A 15,726-nucleotide genomic window follows, 5' to 3' on the forward strand; every position below is an offset into this window, starting at 1 on the left:
CTATAATCCCGCCATTTCGTCCGGCGCCCAAGCGTGGCCGCCATCGGGTTTTCCAGCTTCTTTCCGCGCTGCCATGCTGATCTGGTTCGTCATTATTTACTGGGTGATTTCGGTCGGGATCGGCCTGTGGGCCGCGCTGCGCGTGCGCAATACCGCCGACTTCGCGGTGGCGGGCCGTGGCCTGCCGTTCTACGTCGTCACCGCCACGGTGTTCGCGACGTGGTTCGGTTCCGAGACGGTGCTCGGCATTCCGTCAGTGTTTCTCAAGGACGGCCTGCATGGCGTGGTGGCCGATCCGTTCGGTTCTTCCCTGTGCCTGATCCTGGTGGGCCTGTTCTTCGCCCGGCCGCTGTACCGGATGAACCTGCTGACCATCGGTGACTTCTACCGCAACCGCTTCGGCCGGCTGGCCGAGGTGCTGACCACGCTGTGCATCGTCGTGTCCTACCTGGGCTGGGTGGCGGCGCAGATCAAGGCGCTGGGCCTGGTGTTCTTTACCGTCTCGGATGGCGCGCTGTCGCAGGAGACCGGCATGATGATCGGCGCGGCCAGCGTGCTGATCTACACGCTGTTCGGCGGCATGTGGTCGGTGGCGGTGACGGACTTCATCCAGATGATCATCATCGTGATCGGCATGATGTACATCGGCTGGGAGGTCTCGGGCCAGGCCGGCGGCGTGAGCACGGTGGTGGCGCATGCGGCGGCTTCGGGCAAGTTCTCGTTCTGGCCGGCGTTCAACCCGATCGAGGTGATCGGCTTTGTGACGGCGTGGATCACCATGATGCTGGGCTCGATTCCGCAGCAGGACGTGTTCCAGCGTGTGACCTCCTCGCGCACCGAGCGCATTGCCGGTACGGCGTCGGTGCTGGGCGGCGTGCTGTATTTCCTGTTCGCCTTCATCCCGATGTTCCTGGCGTATTCGGCCACGCTGATCGACCCGCAGATGGTCGCCAAGTACATCAACACCGATTCGCAACTGATCCTGCCCAGGCTGGTGCTGGACCACGCGCCGCTGGTGGCGCAGGTGATGTTCTTCGGCGCGCTGCTGTCGGCCATCAAGAGCTGCGCGAGCGCGACGCTGCTGGCGCCGTCCGTCACCTTTGCCGAGAACGTGCTGCGCCCGCTGCTGCCGCGCATGGACGACCGTCGCTTCCTGCGCGTGATGCAGGCGGTGGTGCTGGTCTTCACGGTGCTGGTGACGCTGTTTGCGCTGAATTCACACCTGTCGATCTTCCACATGGTCGAGAACGCCTACAAGGTGACGCTGGTGGCCGCCTTTGTGCCGCTGGCCTTCGGCCTGTTCTGGAAGCGCGCGACCAAGCAGGGCGGCCTGCTGGCCATCATCCTCGGCCTGTCGGCGTGGATCTGGTGTGAGGTGTTCTTCCCAGAAGCGATGTTCCCGCCACAATTGGTCGGCCTGCTGGCCAGCCTGGGCGCGATGATCCTGGGCTCGCTCGGGCCGCAGTGGATCGAGAACCGCGCGCCGACCACCAAGGCGGCCACGCAAGTCTGACCTGAGCCTGGCGGGCAGGGGCGGGCGACATGCGCGGTGTGCCACATTGTGGCGCGCCGCCATCGCCCGCTTCGCATCCGCGGTCAGGAATCCCATTGAAAGGGTTTATAATTCAAGGCTTTGCGCGCCGGCACTTGCATTGCGCGTAGCTGCCCCGATCTTTCGCGAGCCTGTGCGCGTTTCCCGCGCCGTGTTTGCGGCCTGCGCGGGCACTCCAGAAACGCTTTCTCGAATTTCGTTTGTTCCAGGGTGAGGACACCATGCCGATCTATGCTTATCGATGCGACGCCTGCGGCCACGCCAAGGATGTGCTGCAGAAGATGAGCGACGCACCGCTGACGGATTGCCCGGCATGCGGCGCGCCGGCCTTCAAAAAGCAGCTCACCGCTGCCGGCTTCCAGCTCAAGGGCTCGGGCTGGTACGTGACGGATTTCCGTGGTGGCTCGGGTGGCGCGTCGGCTGCCAGCACGGCAGCCAAGACCGATGCCGCCGCACCGGCTGCCGCGCCGGCCGCATCCGCTGCGTCCGACAGCACGTCGTCCACGGCCAGCGCCGCTCCGGCAGCGTCGGGCGGCTGCGGCGGCTCGTGCGCTTGCCACTGATCGCCTTCCTCATTCCTCGGCCCATCGCCCCATGAAACAGAAAACCAGCGCACTCAAGACGTGGTTCCTGACCGGTCTTCTGGTGCTCGTCCCGCTTGCGATCACGCTGTGGGTGCTGTCGCTCATCATCGGCACGATGGACCAGAGCCTGGCGCTGCTGCCCTCGGCCTGGCAGCCGGATCGCCTACTCGGCGTGAAGATCCCGGGCCTGGGCGCGATCCTGACGCTGCTGTTCATCCTGATCGTGGGCGTGCTGGCGCACAACTTCATCGGCCAGAAGCTGGTGACGTGGTGGGAAGCGCTGCTGGGCCGCATTCCCGTGGTGGGCCCGATCTATTCGAGCGTGAAGCAGGTGTCGGACACGCTGCTGTCGTCCAACGGCAATGCGTTCCGCAAGGCGCTGCTGGTGCAGTACCCGCGCGAGGGCTCGTGGACGATCGCCTTCCTGACCGGCCGCCCCGGCGGTGACGTCGAGAATCACCTGCAGGGCGAGTACGTCAGCGTCTATGTGCCGACCACGCCCAACCCGACCTCGGGCTTCTTCCTGATGATGCCCAAGGCTGACACCATCGAGCTGGACATGACGGTGGATGCGGCGCTCAAGTACATCGTGTCGATGGGGGTGGTGGCGCCGGAAACGCTGCCGCGCCGCACGGAGTCGCCCGACGCGTCGCCCGAGACGGAGGACCGGTCGCCGGCCACTACGCCGCGCGGCCCCTCGAATCCGCAAGCGCTGCCCGAAGAAGGCGGCGCCGTCTCAGCCCCTTAGGAACACAATCGGCCGGTAGCGCGAACGCATCCCTCCGGCCCCCCGATCAACTTTCTCGCGCGACGCCCTGTTGGCGGCGCGCTTCGCGGAAAACCACAACATGCAAATGCGTACTCAATACTGCGGTCAGGTCACCGAACAACTGCTCGGCCAGAGCGTCACCCTGTCGGGTTGGGCGCATCGCCGTCGTGACCACGGCGGCGTGATCTTCATCGACCTGCGCGATCGTGAAGGCCTGGTGCAGATCGTGTGCGATCCGGACCGCCCGGAGATGTTCAAGGTGGCCGAAGGCGTGCGCAACGAGTTCTGCCTGCAAGTGAAGGGCGTTGTGCGCGCCCGCCCGGAAGGCACCACCAACGCCAACCTGACCAGCGGCAAGGTCGAGGTGCTGTGCCAGGAGCTGACGGTGCTCAACGCCTCCGTCACGCCGCCGTTCCAGCTCGATGACGACAACCTGTCGGAAACCACGCGCCTGACGCACCGCGTGCTGGACCTGCGCCGCCCGCAGATGCAATACAACCTGCGCCTGCGCTACAAGGTGGCGATGGAAGTGCGCAAGTACCTGGATGACAAGGGCTTCATCGACATCGAAACGCCGATGCTGACCAAGAGCACGCCCGAAGGCGCGCGCGACTACCTGGTGCCGTCGCGCGTGAACGCCGGCCAGTTCTTCGCGCTGCCGCAGTCGCCGCAGCTGTTCAAGCAGATGCTGATGGTGTCGGGCTTCGACCGCTACTACCAGATCACCAAGTGCTTCCGTGACGAAGACCTGCGCGCGGATCGCCAGCCCGAATTCACCCAGATCGACTGCGAAACGTCGTTCCTGGGCGAGCAGGAAATCCGTGACCTGTTCGAAGAGATGATCCGCACGGTGTTCAAGAACGCCATGTCGGTCGAGCTGGATGCGAAGTTCCCGGTGATGGAGTTCCGCGAGGCGATGGCCCGCTTCGGTTCGGACAAGCCGGACCTGCGCGTCAAGCTGGAATTCACCGAGCTGACCGACGCGATGAAGGACGTCGACTTCAAGGTGTTCTCGGCTGCAGCCAACGCTGAAGGTGGCCGCGTGGTCGCGCTGCGTGTGCCCGGCGGTGCTGCCCTGTCGCGCGGTGATATCGACGCCTACGGCAAGTTCGTCGAGATCTACGGCGCCAAGGGCTTGGCCTGGATCAAGGTCAACGAAGTGGCCAAGGGCCGCGACGGCCTGCAATCGCCGATCGTGAAGAACCTGCACGACGCGGCCATCGCCGAGATCCTCAAGCGCAGCGCCGCGCAGGATGGCGACATCCTGTTCTTCGGTGCGGACCGTGCCAAGGTGGTCAACGACGCCATGGGCGCGCTGCGCCTGAAGGTCGGCCACTCCGAGTTCGGCAAGAGCACCGGCCTGTTCGAAGACGCCTGGAGGCCGCTGTGGGTGGTCGACTTCCCGATGTTCGAGTACGACGAGGAAGATGCGCGCTGGGTGGCCATGCACCACCCGTTCACGAGCCCGAAGGACGAGCACCTGGATTACCTCGAGACCGATCCGGGCAAGTGCATCGCCAAGGCCTACGACATGGTGCTCAACGGCTGGGAAATCGGCGGCGGCTCGGTCCGGATCTTCCAGGAAGACGTGCAGAGCAAGGTGTTCCGCGCCCTGAACATCGGCGCGGAAGAAGCGCGTGCCAAGTTCGGCTTCCTGCTGGACGCACTGCAGTACGGCGCGCCCCCGCACGGTGGCATCGCCTTCGGCCTGGACCGCGTCGTGACGATGATGGCCGGCGCTGATTCGATCCGCGACGTGATCGCCTTCCCGAAGACGCAGCGTGCACAGGATCTGCTCACGCAGGCCCCGAGCCCGGTCGACGAGAAGCAGTTGCGCGAACTGCACATCCGCCTGCGCGCCGCCGAGGCGAAGGTGGCTGCGCCGACCACCACGACGGCCTGATCGATCGTTTCTTGTGTGCGCAAAGCCGCGCCTGCCCGATGAGGGCGGCGCGGTTTTTCTTTGCGGTCGCCGGTCCGCCGCTGGACGAACCGTGACGGATTTCCGGGAACGATTTGCACCGGCGGGCGCTCAAGAGAAGAACGCCGGCCGTACGCGGCTGCGGTAAGCTACAGGACTGCGGCGCATTGGCGCCGTTCGTTGTCTTCCATCCGTCATGCCGCACAAGATTCCCGTCTCCGTCCTCGTCGTCATCCACACGCCCGATCTGCAAGTGCTGGTGATGGAACGGGCGGACCACCCGGGCTTCTGGCAATCCGTGACCGGTAGTTGTGATGCGCTCGATGAGCCCTTGGCCGAGACCGCCCGCCGCGAGGTGCAAGAGGAAACCGGCATCGACGCGGTCCGGCATCACCTGATCGATTGGGGCCACCAGATCGAATACGAGATCTACCCGCGCTGGCGCCACCGCTACGCGCCGGGCGTCACGCGCAACACCGAGCATTGGTTCGGCCTGCTGGTGAGCGGCAAGGTGCCGGTGCGGCTGGCGCCGCGCGAGCATCTGCAGGCCGAATGGCTGCCATACCAGGAAGCTGCCGCGCGCTGCTTCTCGCGCAGCAATGGCGAGGCCATCCTGCAACTGCCCGAGCGCCTGGCCGCCTATACCGCGCGGCAGGCAGCGATCGCAAGGGATCGGGCCTGACATGCTGCGTCTGCGCGTCGCCACCTACAACATCCACAAAGGCGTCACAGGCATCGCGCGGCGCGTGCGCGTGCACGATGTGCGGCAGGGTCTACACACCATGGACGCCGACATCGTCTTCCTGCAGGAAGTGCAGGACCGCAACGACCGCCTCGTCGCCGCCGAGCTGTTCGACCCGCATTACACGCAGCTGCGCTACCTCGCCACCGATGTCTATCCGCACACGGTCTACGGCCGCAACGCGGTGTACGACCACGGGCACCATGGCAACGCGATCCTGTCGCGGTTCCCGATCCTGCTGTCGGAGAACCTCGATATCTCCGATCACCGCTTCGAGCAGCGCGGGCTGCTGCATGCCGTGACCGATCTCGGCTTTGGCGAGGTGCATCTGCTGTGCGCGCACTTTGGCCTGTTCGCGCGCAGCCGGCAGCGGCAGGCCGAGGCGCTGATCGAACGCGTGCGCTCGGTCGTGCCCAAGCACGCGCCGCTGGTGGTGGCGGGGGACTTCAACGACTGGAACAACCGGCTCGACCGCATGATCTGCCAGGGGCTTGGCGCCACCGAGGTGGCCGACAAGGCGGCCGACGCGCGCCCGCTGCGCACCTTCCCGAGCCACCTGCCGTGGCTGCGGCTGGACCGCATCTACGTGCGCGGCTTCGACATCGAGCGTGCGCACGCGCTGACCGGCCGCGAATGGGCGCAGCGCTCCGACCACGTGCCCCTGCTGGCGGAACTGGCGCGCCCATGAGGGTCGTGCGCGATGCGGGTCCGCTGCGCTCCGAGTGGCGGCGGGGCAAGCCCCTGCCGGGCAACCGCGTCGATCTGCTGCAGGGCGGCGCCGCGTTCTTTCCCGCCCTGATCGACGCCATCGATGGTGCGCAGCATCGCGTGGCGCTGGAAACCTACATCTACACCGACGATGCCACCGCGCATCGCGTGACCGAAGCACTGGTGCGCGCGGCCGGACGGGGTGTCGAGGTCCGCGTCACGGTCGACGGTTTTGGCACCGGCACGCTGCCGGGCAGCATCGCCGCGATGCTCGATGCGGCCGGTGTGACCTGGCGCGTGTACCAGCCCGTGCTGGGCTTTCTCCTGCAGCGCCGCTACCTGCGCCGTCTGCATCGCAAGATCACCCTCATCGACGACGATGTCGCGTTCGTCGGCGGCATCAACATCATCGACGACCTGAACCATGCGCCGCTGCAAGACAGCCAGCTCGATGCGCGCTATGACTTTGCCGTCCGTGTGCGCGGGCCGCTGGTGAGCCAGATCGCGCTCACGACGGACCGCCTGTGGTGGCAGATGGGCCTGCGCGAAGGCGTGCGCGAGGTCGGCGTGACGGGTGTCGCCGCCGAGTTTCCGGTGATGACGGATGCGCCCAAGCCGCGCGCTCGTGGTGCATTCGGCGGCGCGTCCGGTGCCGAGCCGGATCACGCGTCGGGCAATGTGCTGGCGTCGCTGGTGCTGCGCGACAACGTGCGCAACCGGCGCGCCATCGAGCGTGAATACCTGCGCGCACTGGGCACGGCGCGGCAGGAGGTGATCATCGCCAACGCGTACTTCCTGCCGGGCGGGCGCTTCATGCGCGCGCTGGCCGCCTGCCGCCAGCGCGGCGTGCGCGTGCGGATGCTGCTGCAGGGGCAGGTCGAATACCGCCTGCAGCATTACGCGACACGCTCGCTGTATCACATGCTGCTGCGCGATGGCGTGGAGATCCACGAGTACACCGCCAGCTTCCTGCACGCCAAGGTGGCAGTGGCGGATGGGCGCTGGGCAACGATCGGCTCGAGCAACATCGATCCGTTCAGCCTGCTGCTCGCACGCGAGGCCAACGTCGTCGCCTGGGATGCGACCGTGGCCGGGCACCTGCGCGTGGCACTGGAAGACGCCATCGCGCGCCACGCACGGCCTGTCCTGGCCGACGCGCATGCCGCGCGCCCGTGGTGGTCGCGCCTGGCCGATTGGTGCGCGTATCGGCTGGTGCGGCTGGGTGTGGTCATCAGCGGAGGCGCCGCGCAGTACTAGCCGCAGACGCAGCAACAAACACAACAACAAACACAACAACGACAGCGGAGACAACATGCAGGTCATCACAGCAGACGAAGCGGCGCGGCTGGTGCAACCCGGCTGGACGGTGGCGTGCGCCGGCTTTGTCGGCGCGGGCCATGCCGAGGCGGTCACGCACGCGCTGGAGCGACGCTTCCTGGCCACCGGCGAGCCGCGCGATCTGACGCTGGTGTACTCCGCGGGGCAGGGCGATCGCGCCACGCGCGGCGTCAACCATTTCGGCAATCCTGGCATGACGCGCTGCGTGGTCGGCGGGCATTGGCGCTCAGCCACGCGGCTGGCGGACCTGGCGCTGGCTGAGCAGTGCGATGCGTTCAACCTGCCGCAGGGCGTGCTCACGCATCTGTACCGCGCCATTGCCGGCGGCAAGCCGGGCGTGCTGACCAAGATCGGCCTGCACACCTTCGTCGACCCGCGTACCGAGCTGGACGCGCGCTATCACGGCGCCGCCATCAACGCGCGCGCCAAGGCCGCACGCGCGGCGGGCACGGCCTCCTGGGTCGAGTACGAACGCTTTCGCGGCGAGGACTACCTGTTCTATCCCAGCTTCCCGCTGCACTGCGTCTTCCTGCGTGGTACGGCCGCTGACCCGCGCGGCAACATCAGCACGCACGAAGAGGCGTTCCATCACGAACTGCTGGCGATGGCGCAGGCCGCGCGCAACTCGGGCGGCCTCGTCATCGCCCAGGTGCGACGACTGGTGGATCGGCACGACAACCTGCAGGCCATCCACGTGCCGGGCATCCTGGTCGACTACGTGGTTGTCGCCGACGACGAGGCCGAGCACCAGATGACCTTCGGCGAGGCGTTCAACCCGACCTACATCCGGCCCTGGCAGGGCGAGGCGATCCAGTTGAAGGAAGATGCGCTCGAAGCGGGCGAGGCGCTGGAAGCGAGCCTGCACGGCGCGCTCGACGCCCGCACGCTGGTGCAGCGTCGCGCCGTGCTGGAGTTGATGGCGCAGCAGCCGCGCGTGGTGAACCTCGGCGTAGGCATGCCGGCCGCCGTGGGCGCGCTGGCCGAGCAGGAGGGCGCGCGCGGCTTCACGCTCACGGTGGAGGCCGGCCCCATCGGCGGCACGCCGGCGGATGGGCTGAGCTTTGGCGCCTCGGCTTATCCAGAGGCGGTGGTCGACCAGCCCGCGCAGTTCGACTTCTATGAAGGCGGTGGCATCGACCTCGCCATCCTCGGCCTGGCTGAGCTGGACGGGGCGGGCAATGTCAACGTGAGCCTGTTCGGCGAGGGCAATGACACCATCGTCGCGGGCGTGGGCGGCTTCATCAACATCACGCAGAGCGCGCGGTCGGTGGTGTTCATGGGTACGCTCACCGCCGGCGGCCTGCAGGTGGAGGCGGAAGATGGTCGCCTGAGGATCGTGCGCGAGGGCCGCCTGAAGAAGATCGTGCCGGCCGTCTCGCACCTCACGTTCAACGGCGACTATGCGGCGCGCTCGGGTATCCCCGTGCGCTACGTGACCGAGCGCGCCGTCTTCGAGATGTGCGACGACGGTCACGGCGGGCGCCGCCTGACCTTGACCGAGATCGCCCCCGGCATCGATCTGCAGCGCGACGTGCTGGACCAGTGTGCCGCAGAGGTTGCCGTGGCAGCGGATCTGCGGGAGATGGACGCACGCATCTTCCGCCGCGGCCCCATGTGCGCCGGCACCGTGCCGGCCTGATTCCGGCCCGTTTTATTTACTGACGGGTAGCACTAGAAAACCGGTCGACCATGCTGCGCCGCACGCGTTTTATGGGTGCGGCGCACATCCCGCAAAACCTTTGCTAGCAACGGTTTGTGGCAATCGTGTTGCGACGCGAGAGCCACCATTGCGGCGTCTGCATTTAGATGCGGCTTTCTAATAAAACACTTGCCGCTAAACAGGGCCCTGTAAATAATTGAACGACCGTTCGATTTTGGGCTAGAGTGTTTGCGCAGGCTGGTTTACAGTCCTGCCCGACATGCAAAAGGCGCCTTGCAAAGCGCTGATTTTTGAGTGTGTCATGCCCCAGAAAAGAACGGAGAGAAATCATCATGCGTCACCCGACCGCTCGTCTTGAATCGAATCACGCAGCAGCCACGCCGATGCGCAAGGGCGAGCTGACGCGTGCGGCGATTCTCGATGCCGCGCTGGAACTGGCTTCGCGCGACGGACTGGAAGGATTGACGATCGGTGTGCTCGCGGAGCGCATGCAGATGAGCAAGAGCGGGGTGTTCGCGCACTTCGGCTCGCGCGAGGATCTGCAGGTGGAAGTCGTTCGCGAGTATCACAAACGGTTCGAGCAGGAAGTCTTCTACCCGAGCTTGACGGAACCGCGCGGGCTGCCGCGCCTGTGGAGCCTGGTGCGACGCTGGATGGAGCGTCGCATCCAGGAAGTGACCACGGGCTGCATCTACATCAGCGGCGCGGTGGAGTACGACGACCGCGCCGAAAGCCCGGTGCGCGACGAACTCGTCAAGAGCGTGACGATCTGGCGGTCGGCGTTGGCCCGCGCGATCGAGCAGGCGAAGGAAGAAGGCCACCTGCGTGCGGAAGCGGACCCGCAGTTGATGCTGTTCGAGATGTACAGCCTGGAATTGGGCCTGCATCACGACGCGCGTTTCCTGCGGTTGCCGAACAGCGCCGAGCTGGCCATGGTGGCGCTTAACAAACTCATTCAGTCTTACCGAACCTGACGCGGCATTGCATACCTAGCAAGTCGCGCAGCAACACCTAAGGAGCCCAAGATGGGTCAATACACCGCACCGTTGCGCGACATGCACTTCGTCCTTCACGAGCTTCTCGGCGTCGAGGGCCACCTGAAGGAGATGCCGCTGCACGCGGAGATCGATGCCGACACCATCAACCAGGTGATCGAGGAAGCCGGCAAGTTCTGCTCGGAAGTCATCTTCCCGATCAACCAGTCCGGCGATCGCGAAGGCTGCACGTACCACGGCGACGGCGTGGTGACGGCACCCAAGGGCTTCAAGGAAGCGTACGCACAGTATGTCGAGGGTGGCTGGCCTGCCTTGGGCTGCGATCCGGAATACGGTGGCCAGGGCCTGCCCATCCTGATCAACAACGCCGTGTACGAGATGCTGAACTCGGCCAACCAGGCGTGGACGATGTACCCGGGCCTGTCGCACGGCGCGTATGAAGCCCTGCACGCCCACGGCACCGACGAACTCAAACAGCGCTACCTGCCCAAGCTGGTCTCGGGCGTGTGGACCGGCACGATGTGCCTGACCGAGCCGCACTGCGGCACCGACCTCGGTATCCTGCGCTCCAAGGCCGAGCCGCTGGCCGATGGCTCGTACGCCATCACCGGCACGAAGATCTTCATCTCGGCAGGCGAGCACGACCTGTCGGAGAACATCATCCACCTGGTGCTGGCCCGCCTGCCGGACGCGCCGGGCGGCACCAAGGGCATCTCGCTGTTCGTGGTGCCCAAGTTCATCCCCGATGCCAACGGCAACCCGGGCGAGCGCAATACCGTGAAGTGCGGCTCCATCGAGCACAAGATGGGCATCCACGGTAATGCCACCTGCGTGATCAACCTCGATGGCGCGAAGGGCTGGATGGTCGGCGAGCCGAACAAGGGCCTGAACGCCATGTTCGTGATGATGAACGCCGCCCGCCTGGGCGTCGGCATGCAGAGCCTGGGCCTGACCGAAGTGGCCTACCAGAACTCGGCGGCCTACGCCAAGGACCGCCTGCAGATGCGCAGCCTGTCGGGCCCGAAGGCACCGGAAAAGCCGGCTGACCCGATCATCGTGCACCCGGACGTGCGCCGCATGCTGCTGACCCAGCGCGCCTTCGCCGAAGGCGGCCGCGCGTTCAGCTACTGGATCGCGCTGCAGATCGACCGCGAACTGTCGCACCCGGACGAAGCCGTGCGCAAGGAAGCCGGCGACCTGGTCGCGCTGCTGACCCCGATCGCCAAGGCCTTCCTGAGCGACAACGCGTTCACCGCTACCAACGAAGGCATGCAGGTGTTCGGCGGCCACGGCTACATCGCCGAGTGGGGCATGGAGCAGTACGTGCGCGACGCCCGCATCAACATGATCTACGAAGGCACGAACACCGTGCAGTCGCTGGACCTGCTGGGCCGCAAGATCCTGGGCGACATGGGCGCCAAGATGAAGAAGTTCGGCAAGCTGGTGCAGGACTTTGTCGAAGCCGAAGGCACCAACGAAGCCATGCAGGAGTTCGTCAACCCGCTGGCCGACATCGGTGACAAGGTCCAGAAGCTGACCATGGAAATCGGCATGAAGGCCATGGCCAACCCGGACGAAGTCGGTGCCGCCGCCGTGCCGTACCTGCGCGTGGTCGGCCACCTGGTGTTCTCGTACTTCTGGGCTCGCATGGCCAAGATCGCCCTGGAGAAGCAAGCCAGCGGCGACACCTTCTACAAGGCCAAGCTGGCGACGGCGCGCTTCTACTTCGCCAAGCTGCTGCCTGAGACGGCTTCGCAGATCCGCCTGGCACGTGCAGGCGGCGCGACGCTGATGTCACTCGAAGCCGAGCTGTTCTAAGCAAGCAGCCGCACCCCCCTCGGGGCGACGCGCACAGACGTCGCCCCGCTCGTCTCTTTCCTCTCCTCCCGTGAGGACACCATGACCCGCACTGAACTCTCCACCAGCGCGCAGCCGCAGGCCGGCCAGCGCTCCAACTTCCTCGTCCGGCGCGTCGCCGTGCTGGGCGCCGGCGTGATGGGCGCGCAGATTGCCGCGCACTTGGTCAACGCCAAGGTTCCCGTCACGCTGTTCGATCTTCCGGCCAAGGAAGGCCCGAAGAACGGCATCGTGCTCAAGGCCATCGACAACCTGAAGAAGCTGTCGCCGGCGCCCCTGGGCATCAAGGACGATGCCAACCTGATCCAGGCTGCCAACTACGAAGACGACATCGAGAAGCTGCGCGATTGCGATCTCGTCATCGAAGCGATTGCCGAGCGCATGGACTGGAAGCACGACCTGTACAAGAAGGTCGCGCCGCACATCGCCCCGCACGCGATCTTCGCGTCGAACACCTCGGGCCTGTCGATCACCGAACTGTCGGATGGCTTCGGTGGGGACAATTCGGCCGAGCTGAAGTCGCGCTTCTGCGGCGTGCACTTCTTCAACCCGCCGCGCTATATGCACCTGGTCGAGCTGATCCCGACCGCCCATACGCGCGGCGACATCCTCGACAAGCTGGAAACCTTCCTCACCTCCGCGCTCGGCAAGGGCGTGGTGCGCGCGAAGGACACGCCCAACTTCATCGCCAACCGCGTCGGCATCTTCTCGATCCTGGCGGTGTTTGCCGAGTCGGCCAAGTTCGGCATCCCGTTCGACGTGGTGGATGACCTGACCGGTTCGAAGCTGGGTCGCGCCAAGTCGGCCACCTTCCGCACGGCGGACGTGGTGGGCCTGGACACCATGGCGCACGTCATCAAGACGATGCAGGACAACCTGAAGGACGACCCGTTCGCCCCGGTCTACGCCACGCCGCCCGCGCTGGCCAAGCTGGTGGAGGCGGGTGCCCTGGGCCAGAAGACTGGCGCCGGCTTCTACAAGAAGGAAGGCAAGGACATCAAGGTGCTGGACCCGCAGAGCGGCCAGTACGGCCCGAGCGGCAAGAAGGCCGACGAGATAGTCGCGCGCATCCTGAAGAAGGAGCCCGCCGAGCGCCTGAAGCTGCTGCGTGAATCGACCAGCCCGCAGGCGCAGTTCCTGTGGGCAGTGTTCCGCGACGTGTTCCACTACATTGCGGTATACCTTGAGCAGATTGCGGATTCGGCCGCCGAAATCGACCTGGCGATCCGCTGGGGCTTCGGCTGGAACAGCGGCCCGTTTGAAGACTGGCAGCAGGCCGGCTGGAAGCAGGTGGCCGAGTGGGTGAAGGAAGACATCGAAGCCGGCCGCGCGCTGTCGAACGCCGCGCTGCCGCAGTGGGTGTTCTCGGGCCCGGTGGCGGACAACGGTGGTGTGCACTCGGCGCAGGGTTCGTGGTCGGCATCGCAGGGCACGTTCCTGTCGCGCAGCACACTGCCGGTGTACGGCCGCCAGGTGTTCCGCGCGCCGATCAAGGGTGCGGCCACGGTCGACCCGCTCACCTACGGCAAGACCATCGAAGAGACCGATGCCGTGCGCATCTGGGTGGACGAGGCTGCGGGTCAGGACGACGTGCTGATCATCTCGTTCAAGAGCAAGATGAACACGATCGGCCCGAGCGTTATCGACGGTCTCACGCGTGCCGTTGACCTGGCCGAAGCTGGCTACAAGGGTCTGGTGGTGTGGCAGCCGACGTCGCTCAAGCTGGGCGCGCCGGGCGGTCCGTTCTCGGCCGGTGCGAACCTGGAAGAAGCCATGCCGGCTTTCATGATGGGCGGCGCCAAGGGCATCGAGCCGTTCGTCAAGAAGTTCCAGGACGGCATGATGCGCGTGAAGTACGCCGGCGTGCCGGTCGTGTCGGCAGCATCGGGCATTGCGCTGGGTGGCGGCTGCGAGCTGATGCTGCACTCGGCCAAGCGTGTGGCTGCGCTGGAAACCTACATGGGCCTGGTGGAAGTGGGCGTGGGCCTGGTGCCGGCCGGCGGTGGCCTGAAGGAAGCTGCGCTGGCAGCCGCCACGGCCGCGCAGGCTGCGGGCAGTACCAACATCCTGCAGTTCCTGACCAACCGCTTCCAGGCGGCGGCCATGGCCAAGGTGTCGTCTTCGGCGCTGGACGCGCAGAAGATGGGCTACCTGCAGCCGACCGACACCATCGTCTTCAACGTGCACGAGCTGCTGCACGTGGCGCGCAACGAAGTGCGTGCGTTGTCCGACTCGGGCTACCGTGCGCCGCTGCGTCCGGTGGGTATTCCGGTGGCGGGCCGTTCGGGCATCGCGACCATCAAGGCCTCGCTGGTGAACATGCGTGACGGCGGCTTCATCTCGCAGCACGACTTCACGATCGCCGCGCGCATCGCCGAGGCCGTGTGCGGCGGCGACGTGGAAGCCGGCTCGCTGGTGGACGAAGACTGGCTGCTGGCGCTGGAGCGCAAGGCCTTTGTGGACCTGCTCGGCTCGGCCAAGACGCAGGAACGCATCATGGGCATGCTGCAGACCGGCAAGCCGGTCCGTAACTAACCCGCGCGACGACAGAGAACAGGAGTTTCATCATGACCAAGCAACTGCAAGACGCCTACATCGTCGCCGCGACCCGTTCCCCGATCGGCAAGGCGCCCAAGGGCACGCTCAAGAACCTGCGTCCGGACGACCTGCTGGCGACCATCCTCAAGAGCGCCGTGGCCCAGGTGCCGAACCTGGACCCGGCGCTGATCGAAGACGCCATCGTCGGCTGCGCGATTCCCGAAGCGCAGCAGGGCCTGAACGTGGCGCGTATCGGCGCGCTGCTGGCTGGCCTGCCCAACTCCGTGGGCGGCGTGACCGTCAACCGCTTCTGCGCCTCGGGCCTGACCGCCGTGGCCATGGCGGCCGACCGCATCCGCGTGGGTGAATCCGACGTGATGATCGCGGCCGGTGTCGAATCGATGAGCATGGTGCCGATGATGGGCAACTCGCCGTCGATGTCGCCGGACATCTTCACGCGTGACGAGAACATCGGCATCGCCTACGGCATGGGCCTGACCGCCGAGAAGGTCGCCCAGCAGTGGAAGATCTCGCGCGAGGCGCAGGACGCCTTCTCGCTGCTCTCGCACCAGAAGGCGCTGGCCGCGCAGCAGGCCGGTGAGTTCAAGGACGAGATCACCCCGATCGAGCTCATCGAGAAGTTCCCGAACCTGGGCACGGGTGCGATCGACCTGAAGACGCGCACGATGTCGCTGGACGAAGGTCCGCGTGCCGATACGACGGTCGAAGGCCTAGGCAAGCTGCGCGCCGTGTTCGCCAACAAGGGCAGCGTGACGGCGGGCAACAGCTCGCAGACGTCGGACGGCTCGGGTGCGCTGATCCTGGTGTCGGAGAAGATCCTCAAGCAGTTCAACCTGACGCCGCTGGCGCGCTTCGTGTCGTTCGCGGTGCGCGGCGTGCCGCCGGAGATCATGGGCATCGGCCCGAAGGAAGCGATTCCGGCCGCGCTCAAGGCTGGCGGCCTGACGCAGGATCAGATCGACTGGATCGAGCTGAACGAAGCGTTTGCCGCGCAGTCGCTGGCCGTGATCCAGGACCTGGGCCTGGACACCAGCAAGATCA

12 protein-coding genes are annotated in these 15,726 nt (G+C 66.0%); all 12 read left to right on the forward strand.

Annotation, left to right across the window (positions count from 1 at the left end):
* Nucleotides 1-73 precede the first annotated feature (73 nt).
* Entirely contained in the window at nt 74-1,513 is a 1,440-nt protein-coding gene (locus QZ609_RS04160; RefSeq protein ID WP_295491460.1) for a sodium:solute symporter family protein, read from the forward strand.
* Nucleotides 1,514-1,773: 260 nt separating this feature from the next.
* On the forward strand, nt 1,774-2,115 hold the full coding sequence (locus QZ609_RS04165) for an FmdB family zinc ribbon protein (RefSeq protein ID WP_295491462.1): 342 nt from the start codon (nt 1,774-1,776) through the stop codon (nt 2,113-2,115).
* Nucleotides 2,116-2,146: 31 nt separating this feature from the next.
* Nucleotides 2,147-2,884 (forward strand): DUF502 domain-containing protein, encoded by a 738-nt coding sequence (locus tag QZ609_RS04170; protein ID WP_295491464.1) that lies wholly within the window; start codon nt 2,147-2,149, stop codon nt 2,882-2,884.
* 100 nt (nt 2,885-2,984) lie between these two features.
* Nucleotides 2,985-4,808 (forward strand): aspartate--tRNA ligase, encoded by a 1,824-nt coding sequence (gene aspS / locus QZ609_RS04175; RefSeq protein WP_295491467.1) that lies wholly within the window; start codon nt 2,985-2,987, stop codon nt 4,806-4,808.
* A 214-nt stretch (nt 4,809-5,022) separates the two neighbouring features.
* On the forward strand, nt 5,023-5,508 hold the full coding sequence (gene nudB / locus QZ609_RS04180; protein WP_295491470.1) for a dihydroneopterin triphosphate diphosphatase: 486 nt from the start codon (nt 5,023-5,025) through the stop codon (nt 5,506-5,508).
* 1 nt (nt 5,509) lies between these two features.
* Nucleotides 5,510-6,256, forward strand: coding sequence for an endonuclease/exonuclease/phosphatase family protein (locus QZ609_RS04185; protein WP_295491473.1), 747 nt, complete (start codon nt 5,510-5,512; stop codon nt 6,254-6,256).
* Nucleotides 6,253-7,533, forward strand: coding sequence for a cardiolipin synthase ClsB (clsB, locus tag QZ609_RS04190; RefSeq protein ID WP_295491476.1), 1,281 nt, complete (start codon nt 6,253-6,255; stop codon nt 7,531-7,533). The genes QZ609_RS04185 and clsB overlap by 4 nt, the downstream gene beginning before the upstream one ends.
* A gap of 55 nt (nt 7,534-7,588) precedes the next feature.
* A complete protein-coding gene (locus tag QZ609_RS04195; protein WP_295491478.1) occupies nt 7,589-9,253 on the forward strand; it encodes an acyl CoA:acetate/3-ketoacid CoA transferase in 1,665 nt (554 codons plus the stop codon).
* Nucleotides 9,254-9,657: 404 nt separating this feature from the next.
* Nucleotides 9,658-10,248: a TetR/AcrR family transcriptional regulator gene (locus QZ609_RS04200; protein WP_295491481.1), complete on the forward strand. Its 591-nt coding sequence runs from the start codon at nt 9,658-9,660 to the stop codon at nt 10,246-10,248.
* Between the two features lie 51 nt (nt 10,249-10,299).
* Nucleotides 10,300-12,087, forward strand: coding sequence for an acyl-CoA dehydrogenase C-terminal domain-containing protein (locus QZ609_RS04205; RefSeq protein ID WP_295491484.1), 1,788 nt, complete (start codon nt 10,300-10,302; stop codon nt 12,085-12,087).
* 81 nt (nt 12,088-12,168) lie between these two features.
* Nucleotides 12,169-14,661, forward strand: a complete 2,493-nt coding sequence (locus QZ609_RS04210; RefSeq protein ID WP_295491487.1) for a 3-hydroxyacyl-CoA dehydrogenase/enoyl-CoA hydratase family protein — start codon at nt 12,169-12,171, stop codon at nt 14,659-14,661.
* A gap of 32 nt (nt 14,662-14,693) precedes the next feature.
* On the forward strand, nt 14,694-15,726 hold a 1,033-nt coding region (locus tag QZ609_RS04215), incomplete at its 3' end, for an acetyl-CoA C-acyltransferase (protein ID WP_295491490.1).

The organism is uncultured Ralstonia sp. (assembly GCA_913056305.1).
In the GTDB taxonomy this organism is placed as follows: domain Bacteria; phylum Pseudomonadota; class Gammaproteobacteria; order Burkholderiales; family Burkholderiaceae; genus Ralstonia.

Bases quoted from the DNA above. Each gene is read 5' to 3' on its own strand.
- QZ609_RS04185 (WP_295491473.1), top strand. From the start codon at position 5,510: ATGCTGCGTCTGCGCGTCGCCACCTACAACATCCACAAAGGCGTCACA.
- QZ609_RS04200 (WP_295491481.1), top strand. From the start codon at position 9,658: ATGCGCAAGGGCGAGCTGACGCGTGCGGCGATTCTCGATGCCGCGCTG.
- QZ609_RS04160 (WP_295491460.1), top strand. From the start codon at position 74: ATGCTGATCTGGTTCGTCATTATTTACTGGGTGATTTCGGTCGGGATC.
- nudB (WP_295491470.1), top strand. From the start codon at position 5,023: ATGCCGCACAAGATTCCCGTCTCCGTCCTCGTCGTCATCCACACGCCC.
- aspS (WP_295491467.1), top strand. From the start codon at position 2,985: ATGCAAATGCGTACTCAATACTGCGGTCAGGTCACCGAACAACTGCTC.
- QZ609_RS04195 (WP_295491478.1), top strand. From the start codon at position 7,589: ATGCAGGTCATCACAGCAGACGAAGCGGCGCGGCTGGTGCAACCCGGC.
- clsB (WP_295491476.1), top strand. From the start codon at position 6,253: ATGAGGGTCGTGCGCGATGCGGGTCCGCTGCGCTCCGAGTGGCGGCGG.
- QZ609_RS04210 (WP_295491487.1), top strand. From the start codon at position 12,169: ATGACCCGCACTGAACTCTCCACCAGCGCGCAGCCGCAGGCCGGCCAG.
- QZ609_RS04205 (WP_295491484.1), top strand. From the start codon at position 10,300: ATGGGTCAATACACCGCACCGTTGCGCGACATGCACTTCGTCCTTCAC.
- QZ609_RS04170 (WP_295491464.1), top strand. From the start codon at position 2,147: ATGAAACAGAAAACCAGCGCACTCAAGACGTGGTTCCTGACCGGTCTT.
- QZ609_RS04165 (WP_295491462.1), top strand. From the start codon at position 1,774: ATGCCGATCTATGCTTATCGATGCGACGCCTGCGGCCACGCCAAGGAT.